The sequence below is a fragment of the Roseobacter sinensis genome, assembly GCF_025755255.1.
Classification (GTDB): domain Bacteria; phylum Pseudomonadota; class Alphaproteobacteria; order Rhodobacterales; family Rhodobacteraceae; genus Roseobacter; species Roseobacter sinensis.
The window spans coordinates 118,430-144,747 of record NZ_JALIEB010000001.1 but is presented as its reverse complement, the minus strand read 5'-3'; the positions used below and the strand labels follow the sequence as shown (position 1 = coordinate 144,747).

Sequence of the window (26,318 nt, the reverse complement as noted above, 5' to 3'; positions counted from 1 at the left end):
AGATCTGCGGAAAAGTTCCAAGATCTTTTCGAACGCGCTTCGTCACGCCGGGTGCTGCAGGCCTACCATCGGTCAGCTGTTGAAGCGCTCCATCTCGGCATCCAGCCACTTGCGGAACGTCCTGATCTTGGGCGAAGTTCGTCGGCTTTCCGGGTAGGTCAGCCAGTAGGCGCTGCCGTTGTCGCAGGCGAGCTCGAATGGCTGCACCAGCAACCCAAGCTCGATCTCCTCGCGGAAGAAATCGGGCGTGAGCATCGCAACCCCATGTCCGGCCATGGCCGCATTTGCTTCGATCACCATCGGGCCGAAATTGCCTGCTGCACCTTTGTCGAACTCCGCCATTGAGGCACCAGCGGCTTCGAACCAGAACCGCCACCATGGATCGGCTGGGGCGAGGATCGGCAGTTTGGCAAGGTCTTCAGGCGTCTTGACCCCTCCGACCGTCTCGGCCAGTGCGGGGCTGAGCATCGGGGTGAAGGCGGTTTTCATGATCAGGTGACTGGTCAGCCCCGGCCAGTCTCCCTTGCCGCCACGGATTGCCACATCAAAGCCGGTCGCATTGAAGTCGATGAGCGTCTCGCTCACCTCGATGCGGACCGCGATATCCGGGTTTGCCATCTGGAACCGGCCGAGCCTCCGCGCGAGAAAGTTGGTCGCGAAGGTCGGGATGGCGCTGATCGAGAGCAGGCCCTGAGACGTGCCCCTGGCCTCGGCATAGGCATCCGCGATCATGTCAAACGAAGCCGTCATCCGGTCGGCCAACCGCGCGCCGACCGCAGTGACCCGTACGCCGCGCGGTTGGCGGTGAAACAGGGGCGCGCCGACGCGCTCTTCCAGGACCTTGATCTGATAGCTTACCGCCGCCTGTGTCATCCCCAGTTCCGATGCGGCCGCGGTGAAGTTGCCGTGGCGCGCCGCTGCCTCGAAGACACGCGCGGCCGCAAGCGGGGGAAGCGGAGAGCGGCTCATACATAAACCTCACTTATACCTTGTATCTCGGCTTTTGTTGGGAACGCTCGCGGCGTTCGGCGATACTTCGACGGCGGCAGAGGCCGTTCCTGATCGAGGTTCACACCATGAAACCATATCATAATGTTTTGAAAAAGATAATATCTTTCAAGCTGTCTGGTGCGTCTGCCCGGTCCGCTCCCGTACGGCTCTCGCGAGGTATGACCGGTCTGGAGCTGTCTGCGCATATGCGGAGAGATATTGGCTTGATTGATTGCCAAACACCACCGCACCGGCGCCCCCTCGGTCATCACTGGCTGTGATCTCAGGCGCCTGATGACACTGCCGGCCGAGATCCGACGATATCTGGCAGCCTACAACCGGCGCGACGTCCCGGGCATGCTCCGGCTGGTTTCGCATGACGTTCGCTTCCAGAACTTGGTTGACGGCGCTGTCACGGCAGAGGCGAGAGGCTTGGAAGCGTTCCGGTCGTTGGCCGAGACGGGCGCGCGGGCGTTTGCGCGGCGCTGTCAGGTGGTCGAGCAAGCCATGACCGTTTCCGATACCACGCTGGCTGAGATTACCTTCACCGCCGTTGTGGCGGTGGATTTGCCAAATGGATGGCGCGCCGGGCAGCAGGTCCGCATCGCGGGGCGGAGCCTGTTTCAGATCAGGCTGGGCACCCTGATCCGGATCGTGGATCAGAGCGAATCTGGTTCTGACAACCGGTGACCGGACCCGCAGGGCGCGATTTGGCCTGCAAGATGCTTCGGCGGGTTCAGGCCCGTGCGGCAGATTTGATGACCGCGGTGGCTTCGATTTCCAGCAGCGCGTCATCTTCGATCAGACCGGAGACTACCACAACCGACATGGCCGGAAAATGCCGGCCCAGCACGCTGCGGTAGGCGGCGCCGATCTCGCCCTGCCTTGCGAGGTATTCCTTCTTGTCGATGATGTACCAGGTCAGCCGTGTGATGTCGGATGCCGTCCCACCTGCGGATTCGATCACCTCGCGGATGTTCTTCAGTGCCTGCGTCATCTGCCCGATGAAATCATGCTCTTCGAAGCGCTGGTCTGCTGTCCAGCCGATCTGCCCGCCGACAAAGAGGACACCGTCCTCGGTCAGAACGCCGTTGGCATAGCCTTTGGCCGGCGCCCAGCCGTCAGGGTCGATGATGCGATGTGCCACGCGCTGTCCAATCTTGCAAAGTGCCATGTGAAAAATTCCTCACGCCTCGCCGCGCAGGCGGAAGCGCTGGATCTTGCCCGTCTGAGTCTTGGGCAACTCCGTGATGAAACGGATCGAGCGAGGGTACTTGTAGGGCGCGATCGTTGCCTTGACATGATCCTGCAACATCTTGACGGTCTTATCGTCCGCTGCGATGCCCTCGGCGAGGACCACATGCGCCTCGACGATATGCCCGCGTTCGTCGTCGGGCACGCCGATCACGCCGCATTCGACCACGGCGTCATGGCCCAGCAGGGCAGCTTCGACCTCGGGGCCGGCGATGTTGTACCCGGAGGAGACGATCATATCGTCGTTTCGGGCGGCGAAATGCAGATAGCCTTCGGTATCGCGCACGAAGGTGTCGCCGGTGATGTTCCAGCCGTCTTTGACGTAACTCCCCTGCCGGTGGTCCGCGAGATAGCGGCAGCCGGTGGGGCCGCGCACGGCCAGCCGCCCAGGCGTACCGTCCGGGACCTCTGCGCCCTGCGCGTCGATCAGCCGCGCCTCGTAGCCCGTCACCGGCTTGCCGGTGCAGGCGGGTTTGTGATCGTCGAAGCGGTTGGAGATGAAGATGTGCAGCATCTCGGTGGCACCGATGCCGTCGAGCATCGGCTTGCCGGTCTTGGCCATCCACTCGTCATAGACGGGGCCCGGAAGCGTCTCGCCTGCCGAGACAGCCGCGCGCAGGCTGGAGAGGTCCGCGCCCTCGTCCATCGCCCGCATCATTGCGCGATAGGCGGTGGGGGCGGTAAAGCAGACTGTGGCGCGGTACTTCTCGATGATCTCGATCATGTTGGGCGGCGAGGCGGTCTCCAGCAGCGTCGCCGCCGCGCCGAAGCGCAGCGGGAAGATCGCCAGCCCCCCGAGCCCAAAGGTGAAGGCGAGCGGCGGCGAGCCGACGAAGATATCTTCCGGTGTGACACCCAAGACCTCGCGCGCGTAGCCGTCGGCGATGATCAGCAAATCACGGTGGAAGTGCATCGTCGCTTTCGGATCGCCGGTGGTGCCGGAGGTGAAGCCGAGCAGGGCCACATCGTCGCGGCCTGTCGGCACCGCGTCGAACTGTACGGGCTTCTCCAGCGCGAGGCGATCCAGCTCGGCGTCGTGGTTCGAGGTGCCGTCGAAGCCCACGACCGATGTCAGGACGCTCGACCTCTTTGCGCAGGCCACCATCTCGTCCATCAATCGGGTATCGCAGAGCGCGTGGGTGATCTGCGCCTTTTCGACGATCTTGGCGAGCTCGCCCGCGCGCAGCATCGGCATGGTGTTCACGACGACAGCACCCGCCTTGGTGGCCGCAAGCCAACAGGCGACCATCGCGGGGTTGTTGGCCGAGCGGATCAGCACCCGGTTGCCCGGTTTGACCTTCAGATCCTCCACCACCGCGTGGGCGAGGCGGTTGGTCCAGTCGGAGAGCTCCTTGTAGGTGCGCCGGCGCCCGTTGCCGATGAGCGCGGTGTTGTCGCCGAAGCCCTTCGCGACCATTGCGTCGGTCAGCTCGACGGCGGCATTGAGCCGCTCAGGGTAATCGAAATTGTCGAGCAGGAAGTCGGGCAGCACCTCGGGCGGCGGCAGGTTGTCCCGCGTGAAGGTGTCCACATGTGCGCTTGGTCCCAGCATGGCCTACCTCCCCTGATGCTCCGCCATGATCTGCCGCGCGATGATCACGCGCTGGACGTCGGAGGCACCCTCATAGATGCGCAAGGCTCTGATATCGCGATATAACTCCTCAACCTTCTGGCCCTTGCGCACGCCGTCGCCACCGTGCAGCTGGACCGCACGGTCGATCACCTGCTGCGCCTGATCGGTGGAAAAGAGCTTGGCCATCGCGGCCTCGCGGGTCACCCGGGGCGCGCCCGTATCCTTGGCCCAGGCGGCGCGGTAGACCAGCAGGGCGCTGGCGTCGATGTCGAGGGCCATATCGGCCAGGTGCCCCTGCACCATCTGCAAATCACTGAGCGGCGCGCCCTGGACTTGCCGGGTGGCGGTGCGGTCGAGCGCCTCATCCAGCGCGCGGCGGGCAAAGCCGAGTGCTGCAGCAGCCACGGTCGAGCGGAAGACATCAAGCACCGACATGGCGATCTTGAAGCCCGCGCCGCTCTCGCCGATGCGGGCTGTCGCGGGGAGGCACACCTCTTCGAAACGCAGAGTGGCGAGCGGGTGCGGGGCCATCACCTCCAACCGCTCGGTCACCTCAAAGCCGGGCAGCCCGGCGGGCACCAGGAACGCCGACAGACCGCGCGCGCCGGGGGCGTCGCCGGTGCGGGCAAAGACGGTGTAGAGATCGGCGATACCGCCGTTGGAGATCCAGGTCTTTTCACCCGTCAACAAATACTCATTGCCCTCACGCGTGGCCGTCATGCTGACGTTGGCCACATCAGAGCCGGACGCGGGTTCGGTCAGCGCGAAGGCCGAGAGCGCCTCGCCGCGACGGACCTTGGGCAGCCATTCACCTTGCTGCTCCGGCGTGCCGAAGAGCGAGATCGCGCCGGTGCCGAGGCCCTGCATGGCGAAGGCGAAATCGGCAAGCCCGTCGTGGCGGGCCAGCGTCTCACGGATCAGGCAGAGGCTGCGCACGTCGAGCGGGGCGTCGCCCTCGGGGTCGACGGTCGCATGTCTGAGCCAGCCCGCCTCGCCGAGGGCGGCCACCAGCACGCGGCAGGCGGCATCGGTGTCGCTGTGGTCCACCCCGGCCAGCGCGTCACCGGCCCAGGCCTCGAGCTCCGCCGCCAGCGCGCGGTGACGGTCATCGAAGAAGGGCCAGGTGAGGAAGCTTCGGTCCGCCATCAGTTGCCCTCGAACACCGGTTTGTCCTTGGCCACGAAGGCCGTGTAGGCGCGTTCGAAATCGCCGGTCTGCATGCAGATGGCCTGGGCCTGCGCTTCGGCCTCAATGGCCTGTTCGATCGACATCGACCATTCCTGCGCCAGCATCGTTTTGGTCATCATATGGGCGAAGTTGGGGCCCGCGACGAGCCGCTCGGCGAGGCTGCGCGCTTCAGAGGCGAGGTCTTCGGCGGGCACGATGCGGTTGTGAAAGCCCCAGGCGTGGCCTTCCTCGGCGCTCATGCTGCGCCCGGTATAGAGCAGTTCGGCCGCGCGGCCCTGCCCGATGATCCGCGGCAGGATCGCGCAGGCGCCCATGTCGCAGCCTGCGAGGCCTACGCGCGTGAAGAGAAAGGCGGTCTTGGCCTCGGGCGTTGCGATGCGCAGGTCCGATGCCATGGCGATGATTGCGCCCGCGCCCACGCAGATGCCGTCGATGGCCGCGATCACGGGCTTGCCGCAATTCACCATCGCTTTCACCAGATCGCCGGTCATGCGGGTGAAGGCCAGCAGCTCCTTCATGTTCATCTGGGTGAGGGGGCCGATGATATCATGCACATCACCGCCCGAGCTGAAATTGCCTCCGTTCGACGCGAAGACGACCGCATCGATATCCTCGGAGTATGCCAAATCGCGGAACCAGTCGCGCAGTTCGGCGTAGCTCTCGAAGGTGAGCGGGTTCTTCCGCTCTGGCCGGTCGAGGGTGATTGTGGCAATGCGGTCGGCGATCTCGCATCTGAAGTGCTGTGGATCACGCATCGTCCCGCTCCGCATTTGGCAGGGTCAGGGCGGTGCCCAGATCGTCGGCCAGCCGCTGCGTGTCCTCGGGCCCGAGCCCGCCCAGAAGCTCGCTCACCCAGGTCTCGTGCGCTGCGGCCTGTCGCTCGAACTCGGCGATACCGCGTTGGGTCAGGCGCACACGGGCAGCGCGGCGGTCACCCGGCACCGCCTCGCGCAGCATGAAGCCATCTTCGGTGAGCCGGTCGACGATGCCCGTGACGTTGCCATTCGACACCATCAGCATGCGTGAGAGCTCGCTCATCTTCATGCCCTTTGGATTGCGGTAGAGCGCCGACATCACGTCGAACCGGGGCAGCGTCGTGCCGAACTCCAGACGCAGCCGCTCGCGCAGCTCGGCCTCAACGGAGCGGTTGACCTTCAGAAGCCGCAGCCAGAGCCGCAGGTGGGCCTTCGAGGTGCGATCGGTGCGGGCGTGTGTCCTGGCCGTCATATCTCTCCTCCCGAGACCGAAAGCGCATGACCGTTGACCATCGCAGCCCCCGGCGACGCGAGATAGAGCGCGGCGGAGGCGACCTCCTCGGGGCTGATCAGCCGGCCGATCGGATTGTTCGAGACGATCATATCACGGGCCGCGTCCGCGTCGATCCCGCGACCCGTCATGACGCTTTTGACCGCGGCCTCCGCCATCGGTGTGTCGACGAAGCCGGGACAGATGGCGTTGCAGGTGATCCCCTTGCGCGCGATCTCATGCGCAACCGAGCGGACGAGGCCGAGGACGCCGTGTTTCGACGCCGCATAGGCCGCAATCCGGCCCCCGCCCTTGAGCGCCTGTGTCGAGGCGATCGCGATGAGCCGCCCGCCGTCGGGCATGCCCCGCAGTGCGGCGCGGAAGGTCAGGAACGTGCCGGTGAGATTGATCGCAAGCGTGTTGTTCCATTCGTCAAGGCTGACCTCGGTCAGCGGGCTGGCGCGGCCTGTCCCGGCGTTGGCGATCACCACGTCAAAGGGATCCGCAAAGAGCGCATCGACGGCGGCTTCGTCCGTGACGTCGACGGTCGCGCAGGTCATGCCGCGGCCGGCGTCAGTCTCCTGCAACGTCTCGGCGCGGCGCCCGGCGATGGTGACGTGGTCGCCCTGATCCGCGAAGGCGCGGGCAATCGCGCGTCCGATGCCCGATCCGCCGCCTGTGACCAGAACGCGTCTCATACCGCACCTGCCGCTTCCGCGTCGCGATCCGCGAGGCGCCAGAGCTGGTCGCGCCCGGCCCCATAGGGCAGCGGCCACGCCTGCGTGCGGTCGCCGATCTCGGCGCCCGCGTGCAACGTCCAATAGGGGTTGGAGAGATGCGGCCGGGCGAGGCAGACCAGATCGGCGCGCCCGGCCATGAGGATCGAATTCACGTGGTCGGGCTCGTAGATATTGCCCACCGCCATGGTGGCGATGCCCGCCTCGTTGCGGATGCGGTCGGAGAAAGGCGTCTGGAACATGCGGCCGTAAACGGGTTTGGCCGCGGTCGAGGTTTGCCCGGCGGAGACATCGATGATATCCGCGCCCGCCTCCGCAAAAGCCTTGGCGATCCCGACCGCGTCTTCGGGAGTCACGCCGTCATTGCCGATCCAATCGTTGGCCGAGATGCGCACCGACATGGGCTTTTCGGCGGGCCAGGCGGCGCGCATGGCGGCAAAGACCTCCAGCGGATAGCGCAGGCGGTTTTCCAGGCTGCCGCCATAGGAATCCGTCCGCTGGTTCGAGACAGGCGAGATGAAGGACGAGATCAGATAGCCATGCGCTGCGTGCAGTTCGATCATGTCGAAGCCTGCGCGGTCGGTCATCTCGGTGGCGGCGACGAACTCGGCCGTGACCGCATCCATATCCCCGCGGGTCATCTCGCGCGGCGTGGCGTTCTGCGGCGACCACGGGAGGGCGGAGGCGGAGATCAGGTCCCAGTTCCCGTCCGCGAGCGGCCTGTCCATCCCCTCCCAGCCGAGGTTCGTGGAGCCCTTGCGGCCCGAATGTCCAATCTGGCAGCAGATCTTGGCCGCCGTCTCGCGGTGCACGAAATCGGTCAGCTTTGCCCAGGCGGCCTCGTGCTCGGGCGCGTAAAGGCCCGGGCAGCCGGGGGTGATGCGACCCGTGGGCGAGACGCAGGTCATCTCGGTGTAGACAAGCCCCGCCCCGCCTTTCGCGCGTTCGGCATAATGCACGAAGTGCCAATCGGTCGGGCAGCCGTCCACCGCCTTGTATTGCGCCATGGGTGAGACCACAACGCGGTTCTCGAGCGTCATCTCGCGCAGCTTGAAGGGCGCGAACATGGGCGCGCGGACGGGGTTCTCAGGCCCGCCCGCGCGGGTCTGGAACCAGCGCTCGGCGCTTGTCAGCCAGTCGGGGTCGCGCAAGCGCAGGTTCTCGTGGCTGATGCGCTGGCTGCGGGTGAGCAGGGAATAGTTGAACTGGACCGGGTCGAGACCGAGGTAGCGGTGCACCTCCTCGAACCATTCCAGCGAGTTGCGCGCCGCCGATTGCAGGCGCAGCACCTCAAGGCGCCGTTCGTCCTGATAGAGCGCGAAGGCTTCGGCCAGCGTGTCCTTGGTGGTCACGTAATCGGCGAGGGCAATCGCGCTTTCCAACGCAAGCTTGGTGCCCGAGCCGATGGAGAAATGCGCCGACGCCGAGGCATCGCCCATCAGCACGATGTTCTCATGGCTCCAGTTTTCACAGAGGAGACGCGGGAAGTTGATCCAGGCCGAGCCGCGGATGTGGTTGGCATTGGTCATCAGCGCATGGCCGCCGAGGTAGTCCTTGAAGATGTCCTCGCAGACCGCGGTGCTCTCCGCTTGGCTCATCTCGCCAAAGCCATAGGCCTCCCATGTGGCTGCATCGGTCTCGACGATGAAAGTCGCGGTGTCGGCGTCGAACTGATAGGCGTGCGCCCAGACCCAGCCCTTGTCGGTCTCTTCGAAAATGAAGGTGAAGGCGTCGTCGAACTTCTGATGGGTGCCGAGCCAGACGAACTTGCAGGCGCGCATGTCGATGTCGGGCTTGAAGTGCGCGGCGAATTCGGTCCGGGCGACGGAGTTCAGCCCATCGGACGCCACGACGAGGTCGTAGCCCTTGGCGAACGCGGCGACACTTTCGACCTGATGCTCGAAGACCAGCTCGACGCCTAGCTCCCGCGCCCGCTGCTGAAGCAAGAGCAGCAGCCGCTTGCGGCCGATGCCGCAGAATCCGTGGCCGGTGGAAAGCTGCTTGTCGCCCCGGTAATAGACCGCGATATCGTCCCAATAGGCGAAATGCGCGCGGATCGCCTTGGCGCTCTCGGTGTCATTCTGCATCAGATTGTCGAGCGTTTCGTCCGACAGGACCACGCCCCAGCCGAAGGTATCATCGGGTTTGTTGCGCTCAAACACCGTGACATCCGCGTCCGGTTGGCGCAGTTTCAGCGATATCGCAAAGTAGAGACCCGCCGGGCCACCGCCGAGACATGCGACGCGCATCACCTTCCCTTTCTGTTCGAGATCTTTTGAGGGAGGGTAGGCGCGCTGCTGGAATATTTCAAGTCTGAAATTTTAAGCTTGAAATAAAATCGACACGGACCTACCACCAAAGGGCAAAGGAAAGGCCGCAGCATGACCGACGCCTACAACCCCGAAGATGAGGGCGCGAAGATGTCCTTCTCGAAGGACATGAGCTATGGCGATTATCTGGGCATGGATGGGCTCTTGGCAGCGGCCAAGCCCCTGTCGAATGCCCATGACGAGATGCTCTTCATCGTGCAGCATCAGACCTCGGAGCTCTGGATGCGGCTGGTGCTGCACGAGCTCAGCTCGGCCCGAACCCTGATGCAGCAGGGCCGGACGCAGGAGGTCTTCAAGATGCTGTCGCGCGTGGCGCGCATCTTCGAGCAGCTCAACAGCGCCTGGGACGTGCTGCGCACGATGACGCCGAGCGACTACACCGCCTTCCGCGAGGATCTGGGCCAGTCCTCGGGCTTTCAATCGCATCAGTACCGGCTGATCGAGTTCATTCTCGGCAACAGAAACCGCGCGATGATGAAGATGCACGAACACCGCAAGGCGCTTCATGACATGCTGGAGTACGAGCTGACGCAGCCCTCGCTCTATCATGTGGCGCTGCGGCTGCTGGAGCAGGAGCTCGATCTGAGCTTCGACGCGGGCATCTTCCGCATGGACAGCCCGCATGTTGCGGACCAGGCCGTGATCGACGCCTGGACACGGGTCTACAATGATCCGTATGCGCATTGGACGCTCTATGATCTGGCCGAAAAGCTGGTGGATCTGGAGGATTACTTCCGGCGCTGGCGCTTCAATCATGTCACGACGGTCGAGCGGATCATCGGGTTCAAGCGCGGCACGGGCGGGACCAGCGGCGTGAAATACCTGCGGCGGATGCTCGAAGTGGAGCTTTTCCCCGAACTGTGGCACCTGCGCGGAGGATTGTGATGAGCCTGCCCAAGAAAGACCTCTTCGATCTGCCAGCCGGGCTCATCTATCTCGATGGCAATTCGCTGGGCCCGCTGCCGAAGGGTGTGCCTGAGAAGGTGCAGGCCGTGGTCGCTGAGGAATGGGGCGCGGCGCTGATCCGCGGCTGGAACGCCTGCGGCTGGATGGAGCAGCCTGCGCGCGTAGGCGATCGGGTGGCGCGGCTGATCGGGGCGCCGAAGGGCTCCGTCGTGATGGGCGATACGCTCTCGATCAAGGTGTTTCAGGCGCTCTCCGCCGCCTTGGCCATGCGCCCCGACCGCAAGGTGATTCTATCGGATACAGGCAACTTCCCTACCGATCTCTACATGGCCGAGGGGCTGATCCGCCTCAAGGACGCGGGCTACGAGCTGCGTACCGTTGCGCCCAACGAGGTCTCGGGTGCGATCACCGGAGAGGTGGCGGCGGTGCTGCTGACGGAAGTGGATTATCGCACCGGGCGCAAGCATGACATGGGCGCAATCACCCGGATTGCGCAGGATGCCGGCGCGGTCATGATCTGGGATCTGGCGCATAGCGCGGGCGCGCTGGAGGTTGATCTGGCGGGATCTGGCTGCGAATTCGCGGTGGGTTGCACATACAAATATCTCAACGGCGGGCCGGGCGCGCCTGCCTTCATCTATGTCCGCCCCGACCTCACGGATCAGGCCGAGCCGGCGCTTGCGGGTTGGCTGGGTCACAGCGCCCCCTTCGCCTTCGAGCCCAGCTATACCCCCGCGCCGTCCATCGAACGGATGCGGGTCGGCACCCCGCCGGTTCTGCAGATGTCAGCGCTGGAAGAAGCGCTCCGCCTCTGGGACGACGTGGACATGGCGGAGATTCGCGCCGCCTCGCTGGAACTCTCGGAGCTCTTTATCCGCGAGGTCGAGGCGCGCTGCCCCGAACTGACGCTGGTCAGCCCGCGTGAGGGCGCGCTCCGCGGCTCGCAGGTGTCGTTCGCCTTCGAGCATGGCTATGCGGCGATGCAGGCGCTGATCGAGCGCGGCGTGATCGGTGATTTCCGCGCACCGAATGTGATGCGCTTCGGTTTCACGCCGCTTTACCTCGACGCCACCGATGTCATGGCCGCCGTCGACATCCTGGCTCGGGTTCTGACTGACAGGCTCTGGGACGACCCGGCCTATCGCAAGACCAACCGTGTGACCTGATCGGCGGCAGTTGGGCCGCCCAAAGCGGCGGTGGAGCGCCGAACTGCGCGGGGTACTCTTGCCGCCCGGCAGGGCTTTGATATGAAGCCCGAATTGCGATAAGGATCAGAGCCTGAATCACAGATGTTTTCCATGTCGAATGACTTTTCTGGCCGCCCGGTGGCCGTGACCGGTCAACAGACACAGACGGACGGGGCTGCCTGAGACAGCGCAGCTTGAGCGGACCCCGCTGTTTGGAGCCGCGGCTGCAGCCACCGGACGAAAGAGAGACGGAAGAGAACGATGCAGACTTCTTACATGAAAACCGGGGCCAGGGAGTTGCGGCGCGTCCGCCGACGCAGCCGGTCTCTCTATTGGGCGGTGGCACTGTTCAGCCTCTTTGCCAACCTGCTCATGCTGACCGGGCCGCTCTATATGCTGCAGGTCTATGATCGGGTACTGGGATCGGGATCGGAAGAGACTCTGATCGCGCTGTCGATGATCGTGATCTTCATGTACGGCATAATGGGCCTGCTCGATTACACCCGCGGGCGGATCATGGCGCGGGTGGGCGCGCGGTTTCAGGCTGACCTCGACCGCCGGGTTTTTGATGCCGTCGTCCGCAAATCCGTCGTGGCGCCGGATGTGAAAACCCAGACCGGGCTGGCCGACCTTGAATCGGTGCAGCGGCTGATGACCTCGCCGGTGCTGATGGCGGCCTTCGACATGCCATGGACGCCGGTCTTCTTCGCCGGCATCTTCCTGTTTCACCCCATTCTGGGATATTTTGCTGTCTGCGGTGCGGCGGTGCTGATCCTCATCGCGCTGGCCAACCAGCTGCTCTCGCGTGAGCCACAGGCCAGCGCCACCCACGCAGGGCATATGGCCACGCTGATGTCGGACCAGATCCGCACCGAATCCGAGATGGTGCAGGCGATGGGCATGCGCGATGCGGCCTTCGCCCGCTGGCAGACCGCGCGCGGGCAATCGCTGGGGCGGCAGGTGCAGGCGACCGATGTGACGGGGTTGTTCTCCTCCATGACCAAGTCTCTGCGGCTGCTTCTGCAATCTGCGATGCTGGGCATCGGGGCCTATCTGGTGCTGCAGAACGAGATGACGGCCGGGGCGATGATCGCCGGGTCCATCCTTCTGGGCCGCGCACTGGCGCCGGTGGAGCTGGCGCTGAACCAATGGCCCGTCGTGCAGCGCGCCTTCAAAGGGTGGGAGAACCTCAGCGAGCTTCTCGGCGCCGTGCCCGAAGAAAAGGACCGCACGCCGCTTCCCAAGCCGAAAGCGAAGCTTGCAGTGAAGCTTCTCAGCGTCGTGCCACCCGGCGAACGGCAGGCGTCGTTGAAGTCTCTGACCTTCGACATCAAGCCCGGACAGGCCATCGGGGTGATCGGGCCGTCTGGTGCCGGCAAATCAACGCTGGCTCGGGCGCTGACCGGGGTCTGGGCGCCCACCGCGGGTTCGATCCGGCTCGATGGGGCGACGCTGGATCAATACGCGCCGCATGTGCTGGGCCAGCACATCGGCTATCTGCCGCAGCGGGTGCAATTGTTCGATGGTACCATCGCCGAGAACATCGCACGGCTGGAAGCGACGCCCGATCCCGAGCAGGTCGTGATCGCGGCCAAGAAGGCGGCGGCGCATCAGATGATCCTCGATCTGCCGAACGGCTATGACACCATCGTCAGCTCGGGCCAGTCGCGGTTGTCCGGCGGACAGATACAGCGCATCGGGCTTGCCCGTGCGCTCTATCGTGACCCGGTGATTGTCGTTCTGGACGAGCCCAACTCAAACCTCGACAACGATGGCAGCCAGGCCCTGAACGCAGCGATCCGGGCGTTGAAGAAGAACGGCAGCTCGGTGCTGATCATGGCCCACAGGCCCGCCGCCATTCAGGAATGCGACCTGTTGCTGGTGCTCGACAACGGCATGCGTCTTGCCTTCGGGCCGAAGGATGAGGTGCTGGCCGGAATGGTCAAGAATCACAAGCAGATCAAACGGGCGCCGGCCGACGCGGGAGGTGTGACATGAGCGAAGCCGGCAAATGGTCTGCGCGCAAGCCGCTGATCCTGGGCTTTGTCGGGCTGGTTGTGCTTCTGGGAGGGTTTGGCGCCTGGGCGGCGATGACGCAGATTTCGGGTGCCGTGGTCTCCTCCGGCCGCTTCGAGGTCGACCGCAACCGGCAGATCGTCCAGCACGAGACCGGCGGGACGGTCGCCGAAATCCTCGTGGACGAGGGCGACAGCGTGGATGCGGGTGATCTGCTCCTCAAGCTCGATGGCGCGCAGCTGCGCTCGCAGTTGGCCATCGTGGAAGACCAGCTTTTCGAGCTGATGGCGCGGCGCGGGCGGCTTGAGGCCGAGCGGGATGAGACGGATGCGATCGACTTCGAGCCGGAGGTCATGACCGCCGGCCAGACCGATGAAGATGTCCTCGAGCTGATCGAAGGTCAACGCAATCTCTTCAACGCGCGGCGGCTGTCGGTGGCGCAGGAAATCGAGCAGCTCTCGAAGCAGTCCGGGCAGATCCGCAGCCAGATCGTGGGGATCGAGGCACAGGAGGTCTCGCTGTCCGAGCAGCTCGCCCTGATCGAGGAAGAACTCGCGAACCAAACGTCGCTGCTGGAACGGCAGCTGACTCAGGCCGGCACAGTGCTCAGCCTGCAGCGCGAAGCCGCGCGGCTGAATGGTCAGCTTGGCGAGCTTGCCGCCTCAAAAGCGCAGGCCGAAGGGCGGATCACCGAGATCGACATCGAGCAGCTGAGGCTGTCGACCGGAACGCGCGAGGAGGCCATCACCCAGCTGCGCGATCTGCGGGCCCGCGAGCTGGAACTGATGGAGCAGCGCAATGCGCTGCGCGAAGAGATCGACCGGCTGAACATCCGCGCTCCGGTATCCGGTATTGTCTACGACATGCAGGTGCGCACGCCCCGCTCGGTCATCCGGGCTGCGGAGCCGGTGCTGTTTCTGGTGCCGCAGGATCGGCCCCTCGTCATCGCGGCGCGGGTCGATCTGATCCACATCGACCAGCTGGTCGCGGGGCAGGATGTGACGCTGCGCCTCTCCGCGCTCGATCAGCGTACGACGCCTGAACTCTATGGCAGCGTCGTGCAGATCTCGGCCGATGCCTTCGAGGATGAGGCGACCGGCCAGAGCTATTACCGGGCCGAAATCGTCCTGAATGAGGGCGAGATGGAGAAGCTGGCGGAAGGAACGATCCTTATCCCCGGCATGCCGGTCGAGGCCTATATCAAGACCGGGGACAGGACGCCCATCGCCTACCTTGTGAAGCCCATGGCCGATTACTTCGCGCGCGCGTTCCGCGAGAGCTGAGGCGCTGATCCGGCTCAGTTACGGCCGGGAATCTCGCTGCGGGCCGGCGCGTCCTTCCAGCTGTCGATCACCTGCATCGCTTCGGCCGCGCTGTCGACGAAACGGAAGAGCGACAGGTCTTCGTCCGAAATGGTACCCGCGTCGGCCAGCGCGTCCCAGTTCAGGATCCGCTCCCAGAAGCTGCGGCCGAAGAGCAGGACAGGCACCGGCTGCATCCGGCCCGTCTGGATCAGCGTGAGCGTCTCGAAAAGCTCGTCCATCGTGCCGAAGCCGCCGGGAAAGACGCAGATGGCCTTGGCGCGCATCAGGAAATGCATCTTGCGGATCGCGAAGTAGTGGAAGTTGAAGCAGAGCTCGGGCGTCACGTACTCGTTTGGCGCCTGCTCATGCGGCAGCACGATGTTGAGCCCGATGGAGTGGCCGCCCGCATCCTGCGCCCCGCGGTTCCCCGCCTCCATCACACCCGGCCCGCCGCCGGTGACGACCACATTCTCGCGACCGTTGCTCTCGAGACTTTTGAGCGTCATCAGCCGCGAAAACTCCCGCGCTTCGTCGTAGAAATGCGACAGCTCCGCCAGCGTCTTCGTGCGCGCCGTGCCCTTGTTCGCGGGGCTGGGGATCCGCGCGCCGCCGAAGAGCACGATGGTGCTGGTGATGTTATGGGCGTCGAGCATCATCTCGGGCTTCAATAGTTCGAGCTGAAGCCGCACCGGGCGCAGCTCCTCCCGGCAGAGAAAATCCTCATCCGCAAAGGCGAGGCGATAGGCCGGCGCCCGGGTCTGAGGCGTATCGGGCACCTCGCGGGTGGCGTCACGGTCCATATGCGCATCGCGCAGGGGGTGGCGGGGTCTGTTCATGTCGGTTTCTCCGATACCTCGTTTCCGGCTCAGGGGGGCATGTTGCGCGCCAAGATGCAATGGCTCGGCGGCAGATGGATTGCGCCTCTGTCACCGGACGAGTATAGGCGCTGCATCTTAATTCTTTCCTTGGGGGCCCTCATGTCCAACGCACAGCTTGAAACCGCCATCGAAGCCGCATGGGAGGCGCGCGACACGATCACCCCGGCAACGACCGGAGAGGCGCGCGAGGCCATCGAAGACACGCTGGCAGCCCTCGACAGTGGCGGCCTGCGCGTGGCGGAGAAACAGGCGAGCGGGGACTGGCACGTCAACCAATGGGCCAAGAAGGCGGTACTGCTGGGCTTCCGCATCAAGGACATGGAGATGCAGTCGGGCGGTCCGCAAGACGGCGGCTGGTGGGACAAGGTCGACAGCAAATTTGCCGGCTGGGGCGACAACCAGTGGAAGGCCGCAGGCTTCCGCGCGGTGCCCAACTGTGTGGTGCGCAAATCGGCGTATATCGCACCGGGCGTGGTGCTAATGCCTTCCTTCGTGAACCTGGGGGCCTACGTGGATGAGGGCACCATGGTCGACACCTGGGCCACCGTCGGATCCTGCGCGCAGATCGGCAAGAACGTGCACCTCTCGGGCGGCGTCGGCATCGGCGGCGTCCTCGAGCCGATGCAGGCGGGGCCCACGATCATCGAAGACAACTGCTTCATCGGGGCGCGATCCGAGGTGGTCGAGGGGTGCATCGTGCGCGAAGGCTCGGTTCTGGGCATGGGTGTCTTCATCGGCAAGTCAACGAAGATCGTCGACCGCGAGACCGGAGAGTTCACCTATGGCGAAGTCCCGGCAGGCTCTGTCGTGGTGGCCGGTTCGATGCCGTCGAAGAACGGGGTGAACCTCTATTGCGCGGTCATCGTCAAGAAGGTCGATGCGCAAACCCGCTCGAAGACGTCGATCAACGAGTTGCTGCGAGACTAAACCTTGCATTAACGTGTGAGGCAGGGCTGCCCCAGGAATACCCGGCAATGGTCAGGAGCCGGATACAATCCGGCCAGCATGATGGGTTAGAGAACGCGCATGCGTCACGCCTCTGTCCCCATATCGTTTCAGACCCTGCAGGTGGTGGCCGATCTGCAATCGGCCGCCGCGATCGGGTTCACCGGGATGGCAGAGCGCATGAAGCCGGCGCAGAAGCAGATCCTGCGGCGCGTGATCTTCGATCAGAAGTGCCTGCTGTCCAGCGCCGACGCCGATGCCATCCATGCCGATCTTCTGCTGGTTGCCGCCTTGCCGGACAAGGGGCGCGAGGCGTTCCTCTCGGCCACCGCGCTGCTCCTGGCCGATCGTATCCAGGGCGGTGCCGGCGCTGACGATCTCTTCTGGAACTGGGAGGCCTTTCGGGAGCACTATCGCGACGGGCCGTCGCCCGTGCGCGCCGCGGTGATGAACGGGTTCCGCTGGGCGCATACCACGCGGCGCGTCAACCTCGACAAGGTGCCCCAGGGCCGCGACTTGCAGACCTATGATCAGGATGATCTGCTGCGGGTCCTCAAGGTCGTCGCGCGCGGGATGCCGGAGGAGATCCGCGATCTGGCGTGTCAGGCCGCGCCGCGCGATACGCGGCTGGTGCACCGGCGCGCGCTCGACAACTGCCTGAGCGGCAGCTGCATCCTGTCCGAATACGGCGGCTGGTTCCCAAGCGAGGTGGTGGAGCTGGTTTCGCTCGATCCCGAACATGCCGCCTTCCCCTATTGCACCGCGATCCTTTTGCTCGACGCGATTGTCACGCGCGATGGGAAGGGGCGGATGTCGTTCCGCTGGGAAGAGCACGCGCCGCGCTACTTGCGGATGACGTCGAAGGCCCGGGGCGCCATCGTCGCGGGGGTGCGTCACCTTTACGAGATGTCTGCGGATTGGGGCCCCTACGCCGGATGGGCGCCGGATCGGCTGGTCGAAAAAGCCGTTGTGGTGCCCTTCGCCAAGCCCTAACACAAGGGGCATGGCATCCGGCAAGGCACCCTCTCGTCAGCAAGTCTATACGCTCGTCGTCCAGATCGGACGCAAGGCCGGCGATGGCCTGCCGAAGACGGCGACTGGCGCGGGCCTCGTGGTCTTTGCCAGCGGTGTCGACGAGGCCGAAGCGGTGCGCGAGACGGTGGCGGTGCTCAAGCAGGCGGAGACCGCACCGCTGGACGTCACGGGCTATGGCACTTTGGAGGAGCGTCTCGCCGAAGGGCATGAGATCGGCAGGGAAGAGCGGGCGCTGATGCAGCGGGCCCTTGATGAAAACGCAGTGATCATTGCCCAGATGGAGCCCTTCTACGGGACGCATCCCCAAGAAGAGGCGGACTAGGCCGGGCCGTGGCCTCGGATGACGGCGGCTCTCGCTCGGATGGCTCTGCCAAGTCTCAGATCCTCCCAGCCGATCGGCATTGCCTCTGCCGGCTGCAAAACCTAAGACTGGCATCGTTTCCCGCTGGAAAGGAGCCGCCCCTATGCCCGCCGTCGATCCCGTTGCGCTGACCGCCGAGCTGGTGCGCTGCCCCTCCGTGACACCGGCGGATGAGGGCGCGCTGGATGTGCTCTACACCCTGCTGGGCGGAGCGGGGTTCGACTGTAGCTGGGCCGACCGCGGCGGCATCCGGAACCTCTTTGCCCGCTGGGGTGAGAAGGGTCACCCCCGCACCTTCGGGTTCAACGGGCATACCGATGTCGTGCCGATTGGCGACAGCGAAGCCTGGACGCATCCGCCGTTCGGTGCCGAGATCGTCGAAGGTGTGCTTTTTGGCCGCGGCGCGACCGACATGAAATCGGGCGTCGCCGCCTTTGCCGCAGCGGCGGTGGATCTGGTGACCACCGCACCGCCGGATGGCGCGATCATCCTCGCCATCACGGGCGATGAGGAAGGCGATGCGACCGACGGCACGACCGCGCTCCTCGACCATATGCAGGCGGCAGGTGAGCGGATGGACGTCTGCCTCGTGGGCGAGCCGACTTGCCCTGACCGGATGGGCGAGATGATCAAGATCGGACGGCGCGGGTCGATGTCCGCCTGGATCACCGTCATCGGCAAGCAGGGACATTCTGCCTACCCGCACCGCGCGCTGAACCCTCTCCCCGCGATGATGCGTCTGATGGACCGCCTGGCCAGCCACGAGCTGGATCAGGGGACCGCGCATTTCGATCCCTCGACACTGGCGGTTGTCACCGTCGACACCGGAAACGCCGCGACCAACGTGATCCCGGCGGCCTGTTCCGCCGCGATCAATATCCGGTTCAACGACCGCCACAGCGGTGCCGGGCTAAGCGCCTGGATCAGAGAGGAAACTGCCCGCATAGAGACTGAATTTGGCGTGAAGGCAGAGGTGAAGATCAAGATCTCGGGCGAGAGCTTTCTGACCCCACCGGGCGCCCTTTCGGATCTGGTGGCCCGCGCAGTGGAGGCGGAAACCGGTGTTGCGCCGATCCTGTCGACCACGGGTGGCACCTCGGACGCCCGCTTCATCAAAGATCACTGTCCGGTGGTCGAATTCGGGCTTGTCGGCCAGTCTATGCATCAGGTCGACGAGCACGTGCGCCTGGATCATATCTTGCAGCTCAAGGCCGTCTACGCGCGCGTTCTTCGAGACTATTTCGGGTGAAACGCACCCTGATCGTCATGGTCAAGGAGCCGCGCCCGGGCCGAGTGAAAACTCGCCTGGGGCGCGGCATCGGGCTTGTCCCGGCCGCCTGGTGGTTCCGGCATCAGAGCCGCCGCCTGCTTCGCCGGATGCGCGACCCGCGGTGGCGCGTCGTGCTGGCGGTCAGCCCCGACGTGGAAGGGCGTATGAGCCGCGTCTGGCCTGCCGATCTGCCACGGACACCGCAGGGGCGAGGCGATCTCGGCGACCGGATGGCCCGGCTGTTCCGCCGTTTCCGGCGGGGTGACACCTGCATCATCGGGGCGGACATCCCCGGCATCGGACGGTCTCAGGTCGCCCGCGCCTTCGCGGGGCTGGGCGCATCGGACGCCGTATTCGGCCCGGCGCCGGATGGCGGATACTGGCTGATCGGGGTGAAGGCGACCGCGCCAATCCCGCCGGGGCTCTTCAACGGGGTCCGCTGGTCCAGCGCGCATGCGCTCTCCGACACAATTGCGACGCTGCCCGGTCTGCGTGTCCGTCTTGTGGATGAATTGCAGGACGTCGACAGTGCGAGAGATTTGCGCATGACGGCACCGGGTGCGCGTGCTACCTGACGAAGCATGAGCCGCATTCCCTCGAAATCCGAGATCCTGGACTGGATCAGCGAAAACCCGACCCTGACGGCCAAGCGGGATATTGCGAAGGCCTTTGGCGTCAAAGGTGCCGCGCGGATCGACCTCAAGCGCGTGCTGAAAGAGCTCGAGACGGACGGTCATCTGGAAAAGCGCAAGCGCAGCTATCAGGACCCCGACCGCCTGCCGCCGGTGAGCGTTCTTCAGGTGATCGGCCCTGATGCGCAGGGTGACCTGTTCGCCAAGCCGATGGAATGGCACGGCGAGGGGGTCGAACCGGCTGTTCTTATCGTTACGCGGGCGTCTGACCCGGCCCTCGGTGCGGGTGACCGCATCCTTGCGCGGCTCACGCTGGTCAAGGGCGAGGCGCACCACTACGAAGCGCGGCTGATCCGCCGCATCGGAACCAATCCGCTGCGCGTGCTCGGGATCTTTCGCAAGACTGCGGAGGGTGGTCGCATCCTCCCGGTCGACAAGGGCCAGGACCGCGAATGGACGGTTGCAGCCGGCGCCACCCATGGCGCGCAGGATGGCGAACTGGTCGAGGCGGAACAGGCCGGGCCGAAGGGACGGATGGGGCTGCCGCGGGCCCGGGTCGTTGCGCGTTTGGGCGATCCCTCGGCAGCCAAGGCCGTGTCGCTCATTGCGATCCATCAGCACGGGATCCCGGATGCCTTTCCCGATGCGGTCATCGCCGAGGCGGATCGGGCCAAGCCGGTTGGCCTGAAGGGGCGAGAGGACCTGCGCGACCTGCCGCTCATCACCATCGACCCATCGGATGCGCGGGATCATGACGATGCCTGCTATGCCCATGCGGATGAGGACCCGGCGAATGCGGGCGGGCATATCGTCTGGGTTGCCATTGCGGATGTCGCCGCCTATGTGACGCCGGGCTCGCCGCTCGATGCCGAGGCGCGCAAGCGTGGCAACTCGACCTATTTCCCGGATCGGGTTGTCCCGATGCTGCCCGATCGGCTCTCGGGGGATCTCTGTTCGCTGCACGAAGGCGTGCCGCGGGCCTGCATCGCCGTGCGCATGCAGCTCGACGCCGACGGCAACAAACTTTCGCACAGCTTCCACCGCGGGCTGATGCGCTCGCCGGCCTCCTTGAACTACGAAGAGGTGCAGGCCGCCATCGAGGGCGCGCCGAACGCGCGCTGTGGTCCCTTGTTAGAGCCTGTTTTAAAACCGCTTTACGCTGCTTACCGGGCGCTGGCTGCTGCGCGAGAGCGGCGTCAGCCGCTGGACCTCGACCTGCCCGAACGGCGGATCGAGCTGGACGAGGAGGGCCGTGTCACCTCGGTCAACTTCAAGGACCGGCTCGACGCGCATCGGCTGATCGAGGAGTTCATGGTTCTCGCCAATGTGGCCGCCGCCGAGACGCTGATTGCAAAGAAGATCCCGCTGCTCTTTCGCGTGCATGAGGAGCCGAGCCCGGAGAAGCTCGACGCGCTGCGCGAGACGGCCCGCGCCAGCGGGTACACTCTGGCCAAGGGGCAGGTGCTGAAGACCGCGCACCTCAATCGGCTGCTGCATGACGCGGCCGGGTCGGACGAGGCGGAGCTGATCAATATGTCAACGCTGCGGTCGATGACGCAGGCCTATTACGCGCCCACGAACCTGGGTCATTTTGGCCTCGCGTTGCCACGCTATGCGCATTTTACCTCACCGATCCGGCGGTATTCGGATCTGATCGTGCATCGCGCTCTGATTGCCGCGCATGGCTGGGGCAAGGACGGGCTGCGACCGGAGGACTACGACGCGCTGGAGACAATCGGCGCGCATATCTCCGAGACCGAGCGCCGCTCGATGATGGCCGAGAGGGATACGACGGATCGCTACATGGCAGCGTTCCTCAGCGAGCGGGTGGGCAATGAGTTCACCGGCCGGATCAGTGGCATTGCGCGGTTCGGCGTCTTTGTGAAACTGGATGAGACGGGTGCTGACGGGTTGATCCCCATGCGGTCCATTGGACGCGAGTACTTCCACTATGACGCCGAGGCTGCAACGCTGATGGGGGCCGACACGGGGCTGACGATCAGCCTGGGCCAACGGGTGACGGTGCGGCTGGCCGAGGCCGCTCCGGTCACCGGCGGCATCGCGCTGGAGCTTCTGGCGCTGGAGGGAGACGCCATTCCGCAGGGCCGGCGTGCCCCGGCCGGTCGCCCGCCACGTCGCGGGCGCATCAAAGCCAAGCGAAAGGCGGACAAGACCAAGCGCAAGGTCAAACGCAGCCGCCGCTGAAGCAATTCGCACCAAATCTGACGTACCTGTCGCGGCCTGACTTTGGTGACATCATCGCAACAGGTGACACATGCCATCCTTGGTCAAAGGCGAAACGCCCTAGTGCAGCATCTCCTCGACCCGTTCGATGTACCCCATCAGCACCGCGTTCTCGCGGATGCGGTTCGACAGCGCCGTTTCACCGGGGCTGGAGATCGCAGCGCTCAGCATCGGGCCCACCGAGGCGTCGGCGGCTGAGGGCCGCTCGCCGAAGAGGAACCGGTTCTGCCACAGGCGGGTCATGATCGCGTCGAAGTCAGGCTCTAACCGGGCCAAACGCTGCGCTGGCGTGAACCGGCCCAGACCCTGAACATACATCGCCGAGAGCAGCTTGCGGCGCACGCTGTTGGCCACCATCCGGCGGAAGATCCGGGGCACCGAAGCAAAGTAAGTCTCGCGGATTTCGGGCCAGGCCGCATCGTTGCCCCAGCGGTCGAGCACGATGTGGAAATAGAGATGCTCTTCGGCCATGCGGATGAAGGCGCGCGAGGTCGATTTGTCCATCTCGGTCAACCCGTCATCGAACTGCGCGCCTTGCGCTTCGAGATAGGCGCGGATCATATCGCTGTCGGCGATCAGCTGATCTTCGGCGCGGATCACAGGCAGTTTCTGGTGCGGCATCATGCGCGGATCGAGCGTGTTTTCACGCGTCCAGCGCTGGCCGGAAAGGTTCAGAAGATGCGCGGCCTTGATGCAGAACGGGCTGCCGGAGAATTGGCCGAAGGCGGGAGGGTAGGTGAGCAGTGTGATCATGGTACGCTCCTTTTCTGTCAGGCAAGAGTTATACGGAGCTGCTGTCAATTTCTGTCACCACTTGTGATAGTGTGACGGTATGAGCCGCACACATCGCCTTTTTCAAATGATGCAGACGCTGCGCCGTCTGCCGCCTCCGGTGACCGCCACGCAGCTGGCGGATGAGATGCAGATGTCGCCGCGCACGATCTACCGTGACATCGACGCGCTGCGCAGCATGGGGGCCGTCATCGATGGTGAGGCGGGCTTTGGCTATACGCTGATCGAAGATGCAGCATTGCCGCCGCTGGGGTTCGAGGACGACGAGCTTGAGGCGCTGGTGCTGGGCCTGCGGGACGTGGCGGTGATCGGCGATCCGGCGCTGGCCAAGGCGGCCCGGTCGGCGCTGGCCAAGATCAAGGCACGTGTGCCGCCACGCCAGGCACATCGGCTGCAGCACGCGGTGCTCGACGCCCATCGATTCGTCAGCCTTCCGAAGATCGAGATCGACGTGGCGGCGCTGCGGTCCGCCACCTGGGACGAGGTGAGCATCGCCTTCGACTATCGCGACCGAAATGGTGCCGAGACGGTGCGCCAGGTGGACCCGCTTGGCCTCGTGTATCTCGACAAGACCAATGTGCTTATGGCCTGGTGCCATCTGCGCAAGGATTTTCGCACCTTCCGGCTCGACCGGATGCGCAACCTGCAGCGCACCGAACAGAGCTTTCGCCCGCGCCGGGTGCCGATGCTGCGGGAGCATCTGGAGATCATTCGCTGCCAAGTCGAGGCGATGAACGGTGAGCGAATAACCTCCGATTGAATCCTTTTGAAATTGCCCGACTCGCGCTACACTGTCGCCAACAATAAAGAGCAGCAGTAAGGGCAATATCATGCGGTTGAGGTCGTTTTGGGCAGTTGCTGTGGCAACTGGAATGGTGGGCACCAGCGTTGGTGCCTTGGGCACCACACAGTCGTTGCGGCCGGTCTTGCGGCCGGCAGAGCAGATATCGCCGGCGCCTCAGCCGGTTGCGGTTGTCGCCTCGGCAGTGCGACCGAAGCTGCGACCCGAACAAGCCACCGGGCCTATCGTGCCCGCGACGCAAGTGGCGTCGAACAGCGGATTCGAGCGCTGGATCCGTGGTTTCGAGCAACGTGCCGGCGCGCAGGGCATTCGCGCCTCGACACTGCAGGCGGCGTTTCGCGGGGTGCGATACGATCCGGATGTGATCCGGCGCGACCGCAACCAGTCGGAGTTCACCAAGACGATCTGGGAGTATCTCGACAGCGCGGTCTCGGACACGCGAATCCGCAATGGCAAGGCCGCTCTGCGCCAGCACCGCCGGACGCTCGATGCCATCGAGGCACACTATGGTGTCGACAAGGAGGTTGTGGTGGCGGTCTGGGGGCTCGAAAGCGCCTATGGCGAATATCGTGGCACGAACGATATCATCCAGTCGCTGGCGACACTGGCCTATGACGGCCGGCGCGGGGCGTTCTTCGAGGAGCAGCTGATCGCCGCCCTGAAGATCCTGCAGAACGGGGACACCAGCCCGCGCAACATGACCGGAAGCTGGGCCGGTGCCATGGGGCACACGCAATTCATTCCGACATCCTATCTGGCCTATGCCGTGGATTTCACGGGCGACGGGCGGCGGGACATCTGGGCGGATGATCCGACAGACGCCCTGGCCTCGACCGCAGCCTACCTCAGGCGCTTCGGTTGGGTGAAGGGGCAGCCCTGGGGTGTGGAGGTGCAGCTGCCGCGTGGGTTCGATTATGCGCAGGCCAATCGCAAGATCACCCGATCCCCGGCGCAATGGGCGCAACTGGGTGTTGTCGGCATGGATGGGCGCGCGGTCCCGAACTATGGGCAGGGCTCCATCCTGCTGCCTGCGGGCGGGCAGGGTGCGGCCTTCATGATCTTCAAGAACTTCGCGGTGATCGAGCGTTACAACACGGCCGACGCCTATGTGATCGGCGTCGGGCATCTGAGCGATCGGATCAAGGGCGGGCCTGCGATCCAGGCAAGCTGGCCGCGTGGCGACCGGGCGCTGACCTTTGCGGAGCGCAAGGAGATGCAGCAGCGGCTGACGCAGGCCGGATTCAGCACCCAAGGTGTTGATGGGCGGATCGGGCCGAAGACGATCGCCGCCGTGCGCGCCTACCAGCGCAGCCAGGGGCTGGCGCCGGATGGCTATGCCTCGCTGAGCCTGTTGAAACGCTTGCGCTAGCGAGTCCTTTTTTGTCCGGTCTCGTCGAGACCGGACGGCCTCCGGCGGGGATATTTTTGGCCAGAAGAAGCCGTGGGGTCAGCCCGGCGACATGCCGCGCAGCCGTTCGGATCGGCGTCGGAGCATCTCGACCACTGTCAGCAGGGCGATGGAGAGGATCACGAGGATCGTTGCCACGGCGAGGATCGTGGGGCTGATTTGCTCGCGCAGCCCGGTGAACATCTGCCAGGGCAGGGTTTTCTGACCGGCGGAGCCGACGAAGAGCACGACGACGACCTCGTCAAAGCTGGTGATGAAGGCGAAGAGGCCACCCGAGATCACGCCCGGCAGGATCAGCGGCATCTGCACGCGGAAGAAGGTTGTCACGGGTCCCGCGCCCATGTTGGCGGCGGCACGGGTGAGCGAATTGTCGAAGCCAACGAGGGTTGCGGTGACGGTGATGATCACGAAGGGGATGCCGAGTGCCGCATGGGCGAGGACAACGCCGAGGTAGGTGCCTTGCAGCCCGATGCGGCTGTAGAAGAAGTACATGCCCGCGGCCGAAATGATCAGGGGCACGATCATGGGTGAAATCAGGATCGCCATGATCGCCCGACGGAAGGGCACATGCGCCTGGCTGAGCCCGATGGCCGCCAGCGTGCCGAAGGCCACCGAGAGGAGTGTCGCGGCAGGTGCGATCTTGACCGAGTTTGCCAGGGCGCCTTGCCAGTCGAGGTTGGTGAAGAAGTCTTCGTAGTGTTTGAGCGAGTAGCCCGCAGGGTCGAACCGGAGCATCTCGGGTGTGAAGGTGAAGAAGTCCTGCGCGTTGAAGCTGAGCGGCATGACCACGAGGATCGGCGTGATCAGGAAAACGAGGATCGCGCCGCAGATCACCCGGAAGCTATGGTGCCAGAGCACTTGTCCCGGCGTAAGATAGGGCGGCACGTAGGCCCGGTAGCGCCCCTCGAAGAGCCAGAAGGTGAACCAGCCGAAGAACGCGCCAAAGGCCGCTCCGATCAGAGCGGCGGCAAGCCCGCCGATCAGGAAACCCGCCCCGCCGAGAAGGACGACCATACCCCAGCGGCTGGGCGTCTCCGCCTTCACGATTTGCGTGGTCAGGAAGGCCAGTCCCGCCATGAGGATGGCACCGCCCAGGATCCCCAGAAGCGGGCTGCCCTGCGCAGTGCCGACCAGCAGGCCCGCAATGGCGCCCGCGAGTGCGACCACGGGCAGGTAGAATGAGATTGGCGTGCGCGAGACAGGGGTCAGTGCCGCCATGGG

At 64.8% G+C, this 26,318-nt stretch carries 24 protein-coding genes; 13 read left to right on the top strand and 11 right to left on the bottom strand.

What is annotated here, in order from left to right; translation table 11 throughout:
* Positions 1–72: 72 nt before the first annotated feature.
* Positions 73–969 carry a LysR substrate-binding domain-containing protein gene (locus MUB52_RS00735; protein ID WP_263842267.1) on the bottom strand — a complete coding sequence of 299 codons (897 nt, stop codon included), beginning with the start codon at positions 967–969 and terminating at the stop codon, positions 73–75.
* Between the two features lie 315 nt (positions 970–1,284).
* On the opposite strand from MUB52_RS00735, the gene MUB52_RS00730 reads away from it, so the two are divergent.
* A complete protein-coding gene (locus MUB52_RS00730) occupies positions 1,285–1,680 on the top strand; it encodes a nuclear transport factor 2 family protein (protein ID WP_263842266.1) in 396 nt (131 codons plus the stop codon).
* A gap of 46 nt (positions 1,681–1,726) precedes the next feature.
* Here MUB52_RS00730 and MUB52_RS00725 read toward each other — a convergent pair whose 3' ends face one another.
* From MUB52_RS00725 to MUB52_RS00695, 7 genes are read right to left on the bottom strand one after another with little or no spacing between them, the layout of a single operon-like run.
* Positions 1,727–2,164, bottom strand: a complete 438-nt coding sequence (locus tag MUB52_RS00725) for a RidA family protein (protein ID WP_404818156.1) — start codon at positions 2,162–2,164, stop codon at positions 1,727–1,729.
* A 12-nt stretch (positions 2,165–2,176) separates the two neighbouring features.
* Positions 2,177–3,796 (bottom strand): AMP-binding protein, encoded by a 1,620-nt coding sequence (locus MUB52_RS00720; protein WP_263842265.1) that lies wholly within the window; start codon positions 3,794–3,796, stop codon positions 2,177–2,179.
* Between the two features lie 3 nt (positions 3,797–3,799).
* The gene (locus MUB52_RS00715; RefSeq protein WP_263842264.1) at positions 3,800–4,963 is read right to left on the bottom strand and encodes an acyl-CoA dehydrogenase family protein; all 1,164 of its coding nucleotides are present in this window, start codon (positions 4,961–4,963) and stop codon (positions 3,800–3,802) included.
* Positions 4,963–5,760, bottom strand: coding sequence for an enoyl-CoA hydratase family protein (locus tag MUB52_RS00710; protein WP_263842263.1), 798 nt, complete (start codon positions 5,758–5,760; stop codon positions 4,963–4,965). The genes MUB52_RS00715 and MUB52_RS00710 overlap by 1 nt, the downstream gene beginning before the upstream one ends.
* Positions 5,753–6,232: a MarR family winged helix-turn-helix transcriptional regulator gene (locus MUB52_RS00705; RefSeq protein WP_263842262.1), complete on the bottom strand. Its 480-nt coding sequence runs from the start codon at positions 6,230–6,232 to the stop codon at positions 5,753–5,755. Before MUB52_RS00705 ends, MUB52_RS00710 begins: the two co-directional genes overlap by 8 nt.
* Positions 6,229–6,948 carry an SDR family NAD(P)-dependent oxidoreductase gene (locus MUB52_RS00700; RefSeq protein WP_263842261.1) on the bottom strand — a complete coding sequence of 240 codons (720 nt, stop codon included), beginning with the start codon at positions 6,946–6,948 and terminating at the stop codon, positions 6,229–6,231. Before MUB52_RS00700 ends, MUB52_RS00705 begins: the two co-directional genes overlap by 4 nt.
* On the bottom strand, positions 6,945–9,236 hold the full coding sequence (locus MUB52_RS00695; protein ID WP_263842260.1) for a bifunctional salicylyl-CoA 5-hydroxylase/oxidoreductase: 2,292 nt from the start codon (positions 9,234–9,236) through the stop codon (positions 6,945–6,947). Before MUB52_RS00695 ends, MUB52_RS00700 begins: the two co-directional genes overlap by 4 nt.
* A gap of 132 nt (positions 9,237–9,368) precedes the next feature.
* Here MUB52_RS00695 and MUB52_RS00690 point away from each other — a divergent pair, with 132 nt between their 5' ends.
* The 4 genes from MUB52_RS00690 to MUB52_RS00675 all read left to right on the top strand — a co-directional run bounded on the left by MUB52_RS00690 (position 9,369) and on the right by MUB52_RS00675 (position 14,709).
* Positions 9,369–10,202, top strand: a complete 834-nt coding sequence (locus MUB52_RS00690; RefSeq protein ID WP_263842259.1) for a tryptophan 2,3-dioxygenase — start codon at positions 9,369–9,371, stop codon at positions 10,200–10,202.
* Positions 10,202–11,389 (top strand): kynureninase, encoded by a 1,188-nt coding sequence (gene kynU / locus MUB52_RS00685; protein WP_263842258.1) that lies wholly within the window; start codon positions 10,202–10,204, stop codon positions 11,387–11,389. Before MUB52_RS00690 ends, kynU begins: the two co-directional genes overlap by 1 nt.
* A 282-nt stretch (positions 11,390–11,671) precedes the next feature.
* The gene (locus MUB52_RS00680; RefSeq protein ID WP_263842257.1) at positions 11,672–13,408 is read left to right on the top strand and encodes a type I secretion system permease/ATPase; all 1,737 of its coding nucleotides are present in this window, start codon (positions 11,672–11,674) and stop codon (positions 13,406–13,408) included.
* Entirely contained in the window at positions 13,405–14,709 is a 1,305-nt protein-coding gene (locus MUB52_RS00675) for an HlyD family type I secretion periplasmic adaptor subunit (protein WP_263842256.1), read from the top strand. The genes MUB52_RS00680 and MUB52_RS00675 overlap by 4 nt, the downstream gene beginning before the upstream one ends.
* Before the next feature lie 14 nt (positions 14,710–14,723).
* Here the strand turns inward: MUB52_RS00675 and MUB52_RS00670 are convergent, their stop codons facing one another.
* Complete coding sequence (locus tag MUB52_RS00670; protein WP_263842255.1) at positions 14,724–15,566, bottom strand: LOG family protein; 843 nt, start codon at positions 15,564–15,566, stop codon at positions 14,724–14,726.
* A gap of 141 nt (positions 15,567–15,707) precedes the next feature.
* Here MUB52_RS00670 and dapD point away from each other — a divergent pair, with 141 nt between their 5' ends.
* From dapD to rnr, 6 genes are all read left to right on the top strand, one after another.
* Positions 15,708–16,535 carry a 2,3,4,5-tetrahydropyridine-2,6-dicarboxylate N-succinyltransferase gene (gene dapD / locus MUB52_RS00665; RefSeq protein ID WP_263842254.1) on the top strand — a complete coding sequence of 276 codons (828 nt, stop codon included), beginning with the start codon at positions 15,708–15,710 and terminating at the stop codon, positions 16,533–16,535.
* Positions 16,536–16,634: 99 nt separating this feature from the next.
* Positions 16,635–17,546, top strand: coding sequence for a hypothetical protein (locus tag MUB52_RS00660; protein WP_263842253.1), 912 nt, complete (start codon positions 16,635–16,637; stop codon positions 17,544–17,546).
* A gap of 10 nt (positions 17,547–17,556) precedes the next feature.
* Positions 17,557–17,910, top strand: coding sequence for a hypothetical protein (locus tag MUB52_RS00655; RefSeq protein WP_263842252.1), 354 nt, complete (start codon positions 17,557–17,559; stop codon positions 17,908–17,910).
* A gap of 142 nt (positions 17,911–18,052) precedes the next feature.
* A complete protein-coding gene (dapE, locus tag MUB52_RS00650; RefSeq protein WP_263842251.1) occupies positions 18,053–19,198 on the top strand; it encodes a succinyl-diaminopimelate desuccinylase in 1,146 nt (381 codons plus the stop codon).
* Positions 19,195–19,794: a TIGR04282 family arsenosugar biosynthesis glycosyltransferase gene (locus tag MUB52_RS00645; RefSeq protein ID WP_263842250.1), complete on the top strand. Its 600-nt coding sequence runs from the start codon at positions 19,195–19,197 to the stop codon at positions 19,792–19,794. The genes dapE and MUB52_RS00645 overlap by 4 nt, the downstream gene beginning before the upstream one ends.
* A gap of 6 nt (positions 19,795–19,800) precedes the next feature.
* On the top strand, positions 19,801–22,056 hold the full coding sequence (gene rnr / locus MUB52_RS00640; protein ID WP_263842249.1) for a ribonuclease R: 2,256 nt from the start codon (positions 19,801–19,803) through the stop codon (positions 22,054–22,056).
* Positions 22,057–22,155: 99 nt separating this feature from the next.
* Here rnr and MUB52_RS00635 read toward each other — a convergent pair whose 3' ends face one another.
* On the bottom strand, positions 22,156–22,848 hold the full coding sequence (locus MUB52_RS00635; protein ID WP_263842248.1) for a glutathione S-transferase family protein: 693 nt from the start codon (positions 22,846–22,848) through the stop codon (positions 22,156–22,158).
* 79 nt (positions 22,849–22,927) lie between these two features.
* Here MUB52_RS00635 and MUB52_RS00630 point away from each other — a divergent pair, with 79 nt between their 5' ends.
* Together MUB52_RS00630 and MUB52_RS00625 are read left to right on the top strand one after the other, a co-directional pair.
* The gene (locus tag MUB52_RS00630; protein WP_263842247.1) at positions 22,928–23,647 is read left to right on the top strand and encodes a helix-turn-helix transcriptional regulator; all 720 of its coding nucleotides are present in this window, start codon (positions 22,928–22,930) and stop codon (positions 23,645–23,647) included.
* A 70-nt stretch (positions 23,648–23,717) separates the two neighbouring features.
* Complete coding sequence (locus tag MUB52_RS00625; protein WP_404818155.1) at positions 23,718–25,058, top strand: lytic murein transglycosylase; 1,341 nt, start codon at positions 23,718–23,720, stop codon at positions 25,056–25,058.
* Between the two features lie 78 nt (positions 25,059–25,136).
* Here the strand turns inward: MUB52_RS00625 and MUB52_RS00620 are convergent, their stop codons facing one another.
* On the bottom strand, positions 25,137–26,315 hold the full coding sequence (locus MUB52_RS00620) for an ABC transporter permease (RefSeq protein WP_263842245.1): 1,179 nt from the start codon (positions 26,313–26,315) through the stop codon (positions 25,137–25,139).
* Positions 26,316–26,318: the final 3 nt, after the last annotated feature.

Excerpts from the sequence above, each read along its gene's own strand:
- MUB52_RS00735 (WP_263842267.1), bottom strand. The coding sequence starts at position 969 with ATGAGCCGCTCTCCGCTTCCCCCGCTTGCGGCCGCGCGTGTCTTCGAG.
- MUB52_RS00730 (WP_263842266.1), top strand. The coding sequence starts at position 1,285 with ATGACACTGCCGGCCGAGATCCGACGATATCTGGCAGCCTACAACCGG.
- MUB52_RS00725 (WP_404818156.1), bottom strand. The coding sequence starts at position 2,164 with ATGGCACTTTGCAAGATTGGACAGCGCGTGGCACATCGCATCATCGAC.
- MUB52_RS00720 (WP_263842265.1), bottom strand. The coding sequence starts at position 3,796 with ATGCTGGGACCAAGCGCACATGTGGACACCTTCACGCGGGACAACCTG.
- MUB52_RS00715 (WP_263842264.1), bottom strand. The coding sequence starts at position 4,963 with ATGGCGGACCGAAGCTTCCTCACCTGGCCCTTCTTCGATGACCGTCAC.
- MUB52_RS00710 (WP_263842263.1), bottom strand. The coding sequence starts at position 5,760 with ATGCGTGATCCACAGCACTTCAGATGCGAGATCGCCGACCGCATTGCC.
- MUB52_RS00705 (WP_263842262.1), bottom strand. The coding sequence starts at position 6,232 with ATGACGGCCAGGACACACGCCCGCACCGATCGCACCTCGAAGGCCCAC.
- MUB52_RS00700 (WP_263842261.1), bottom strand. The coding sequence starts at position 6,948 with ATGAGACGCGTTCTGGTCACAGGCGGCGGATCGGGCATCGGACGCGCG.
- MUB52_RS00695 (WP_263842260.1), bottom strand. The coding sequence starts at position 9,236 with ATGCGCGTCGCATGTCTCGGCGGTGGCCCGGCGGGTCTCTACTTTGCG.
- MUB52_RS00690 (WP_263842259.1), top strand. The coding sequence starts at position 9,369 with ATGACCGACGCCTACAACCCCGAAGATGAGGGCGCGAAGATGTCCTTC.
- kynU (WP_263842258.1), top strand. The coding sequence starts at position 10,202 with ATGAGCCTGCCCAAGAAAGACCTCTTCGATCTGCCAGCCGGGCTCATC.
- MUB52_RS00680 (WP_263842257.1), top strand. The coding sequence starts at position 11,672 with ATGCAGACTTCTTACATGAAAACCGGGGCCAGGGAGTTGCGGCGCGTC.
- MUB52_RS00675 (WP_263842256.1), top strand. The coding sequence starts at position 13,405 with ATGAGCGAAGCCGGCAAATGGTCTGCGCGCAAGCCGCTGATCCTGGGC.
- MUB52_RS00670 (WP_263842255.1), bottom strand. The coding sequence starts at position 15,566 with ATGAACAGACCCCGCCACCCCCTGCGCGATGCGCATATGGACCGTGAC.
- dapD (WP_263842254.1), top strand. The coding sequence starts at position 15,708 with ATGTCCAACGCACAGCTTGAAACCGCCATCGAAGCCGCATGGGAGGCG.
- MUB52_RS00660 (WP_263842253.1), top strand. The coding sequence starts at position 16,635 with ATGCGTCACGCCTCTGTCCCCATATCGTTTCAGACCCTGCAGGTGGTG.
- MUB52_RS00655 (WP_263842252.1), top strand. The coding sequence starts at position 17,557 with ATGGCATCCGGCAAGGCACCCTCTCGTCAGCAAGTCTATACGCTCGTC.
- dapE (WP_263842251.1), top strand. The coding sequence starts at position 18,053 with ATGCCCGCCGTCGATCCCGTTGCGCTGACCGCCGAGCTGGTGCGCTGC.
- rnr (WP_263842249.1), top strand. The coding sequence starts at position 19,801 with ATGAGCCGCATTCCCTCGAAATCCGAGATCCTGGACTGGATCAGCGAA.
- MUB52_RS00635 (WP_263842248.1), bottom strand. The coding sequence starts at position 22,848 with ATGATCACACTGCTCACCTACCCTCCCGCCTTCGGCCAATTCTCCGGC.
- MUB52_RS00630 (WP_263842247.1), top strand. The coding sequence starts at position 22,928 with ATGAGCCGCACACATCGCCTTTTTCAAATGATGCAGACGCTGCGCCGT.
- MUB52_RS00625 (WP_404818155.1), top strand. The coding sequence starts at position 23,718 with ATGCGGTTGAGGTCGTTTTGGGCAGTTGCTGTGGCAACTGGAATGGTG.
- MUB52_RS00620 (WP_263842245.1), bottom strand. The coding sequence starts at position 26,315 with ATGGCGGCACTGACCCCTGTCTCGCGCACGCCAATCTCATTCTACCTG.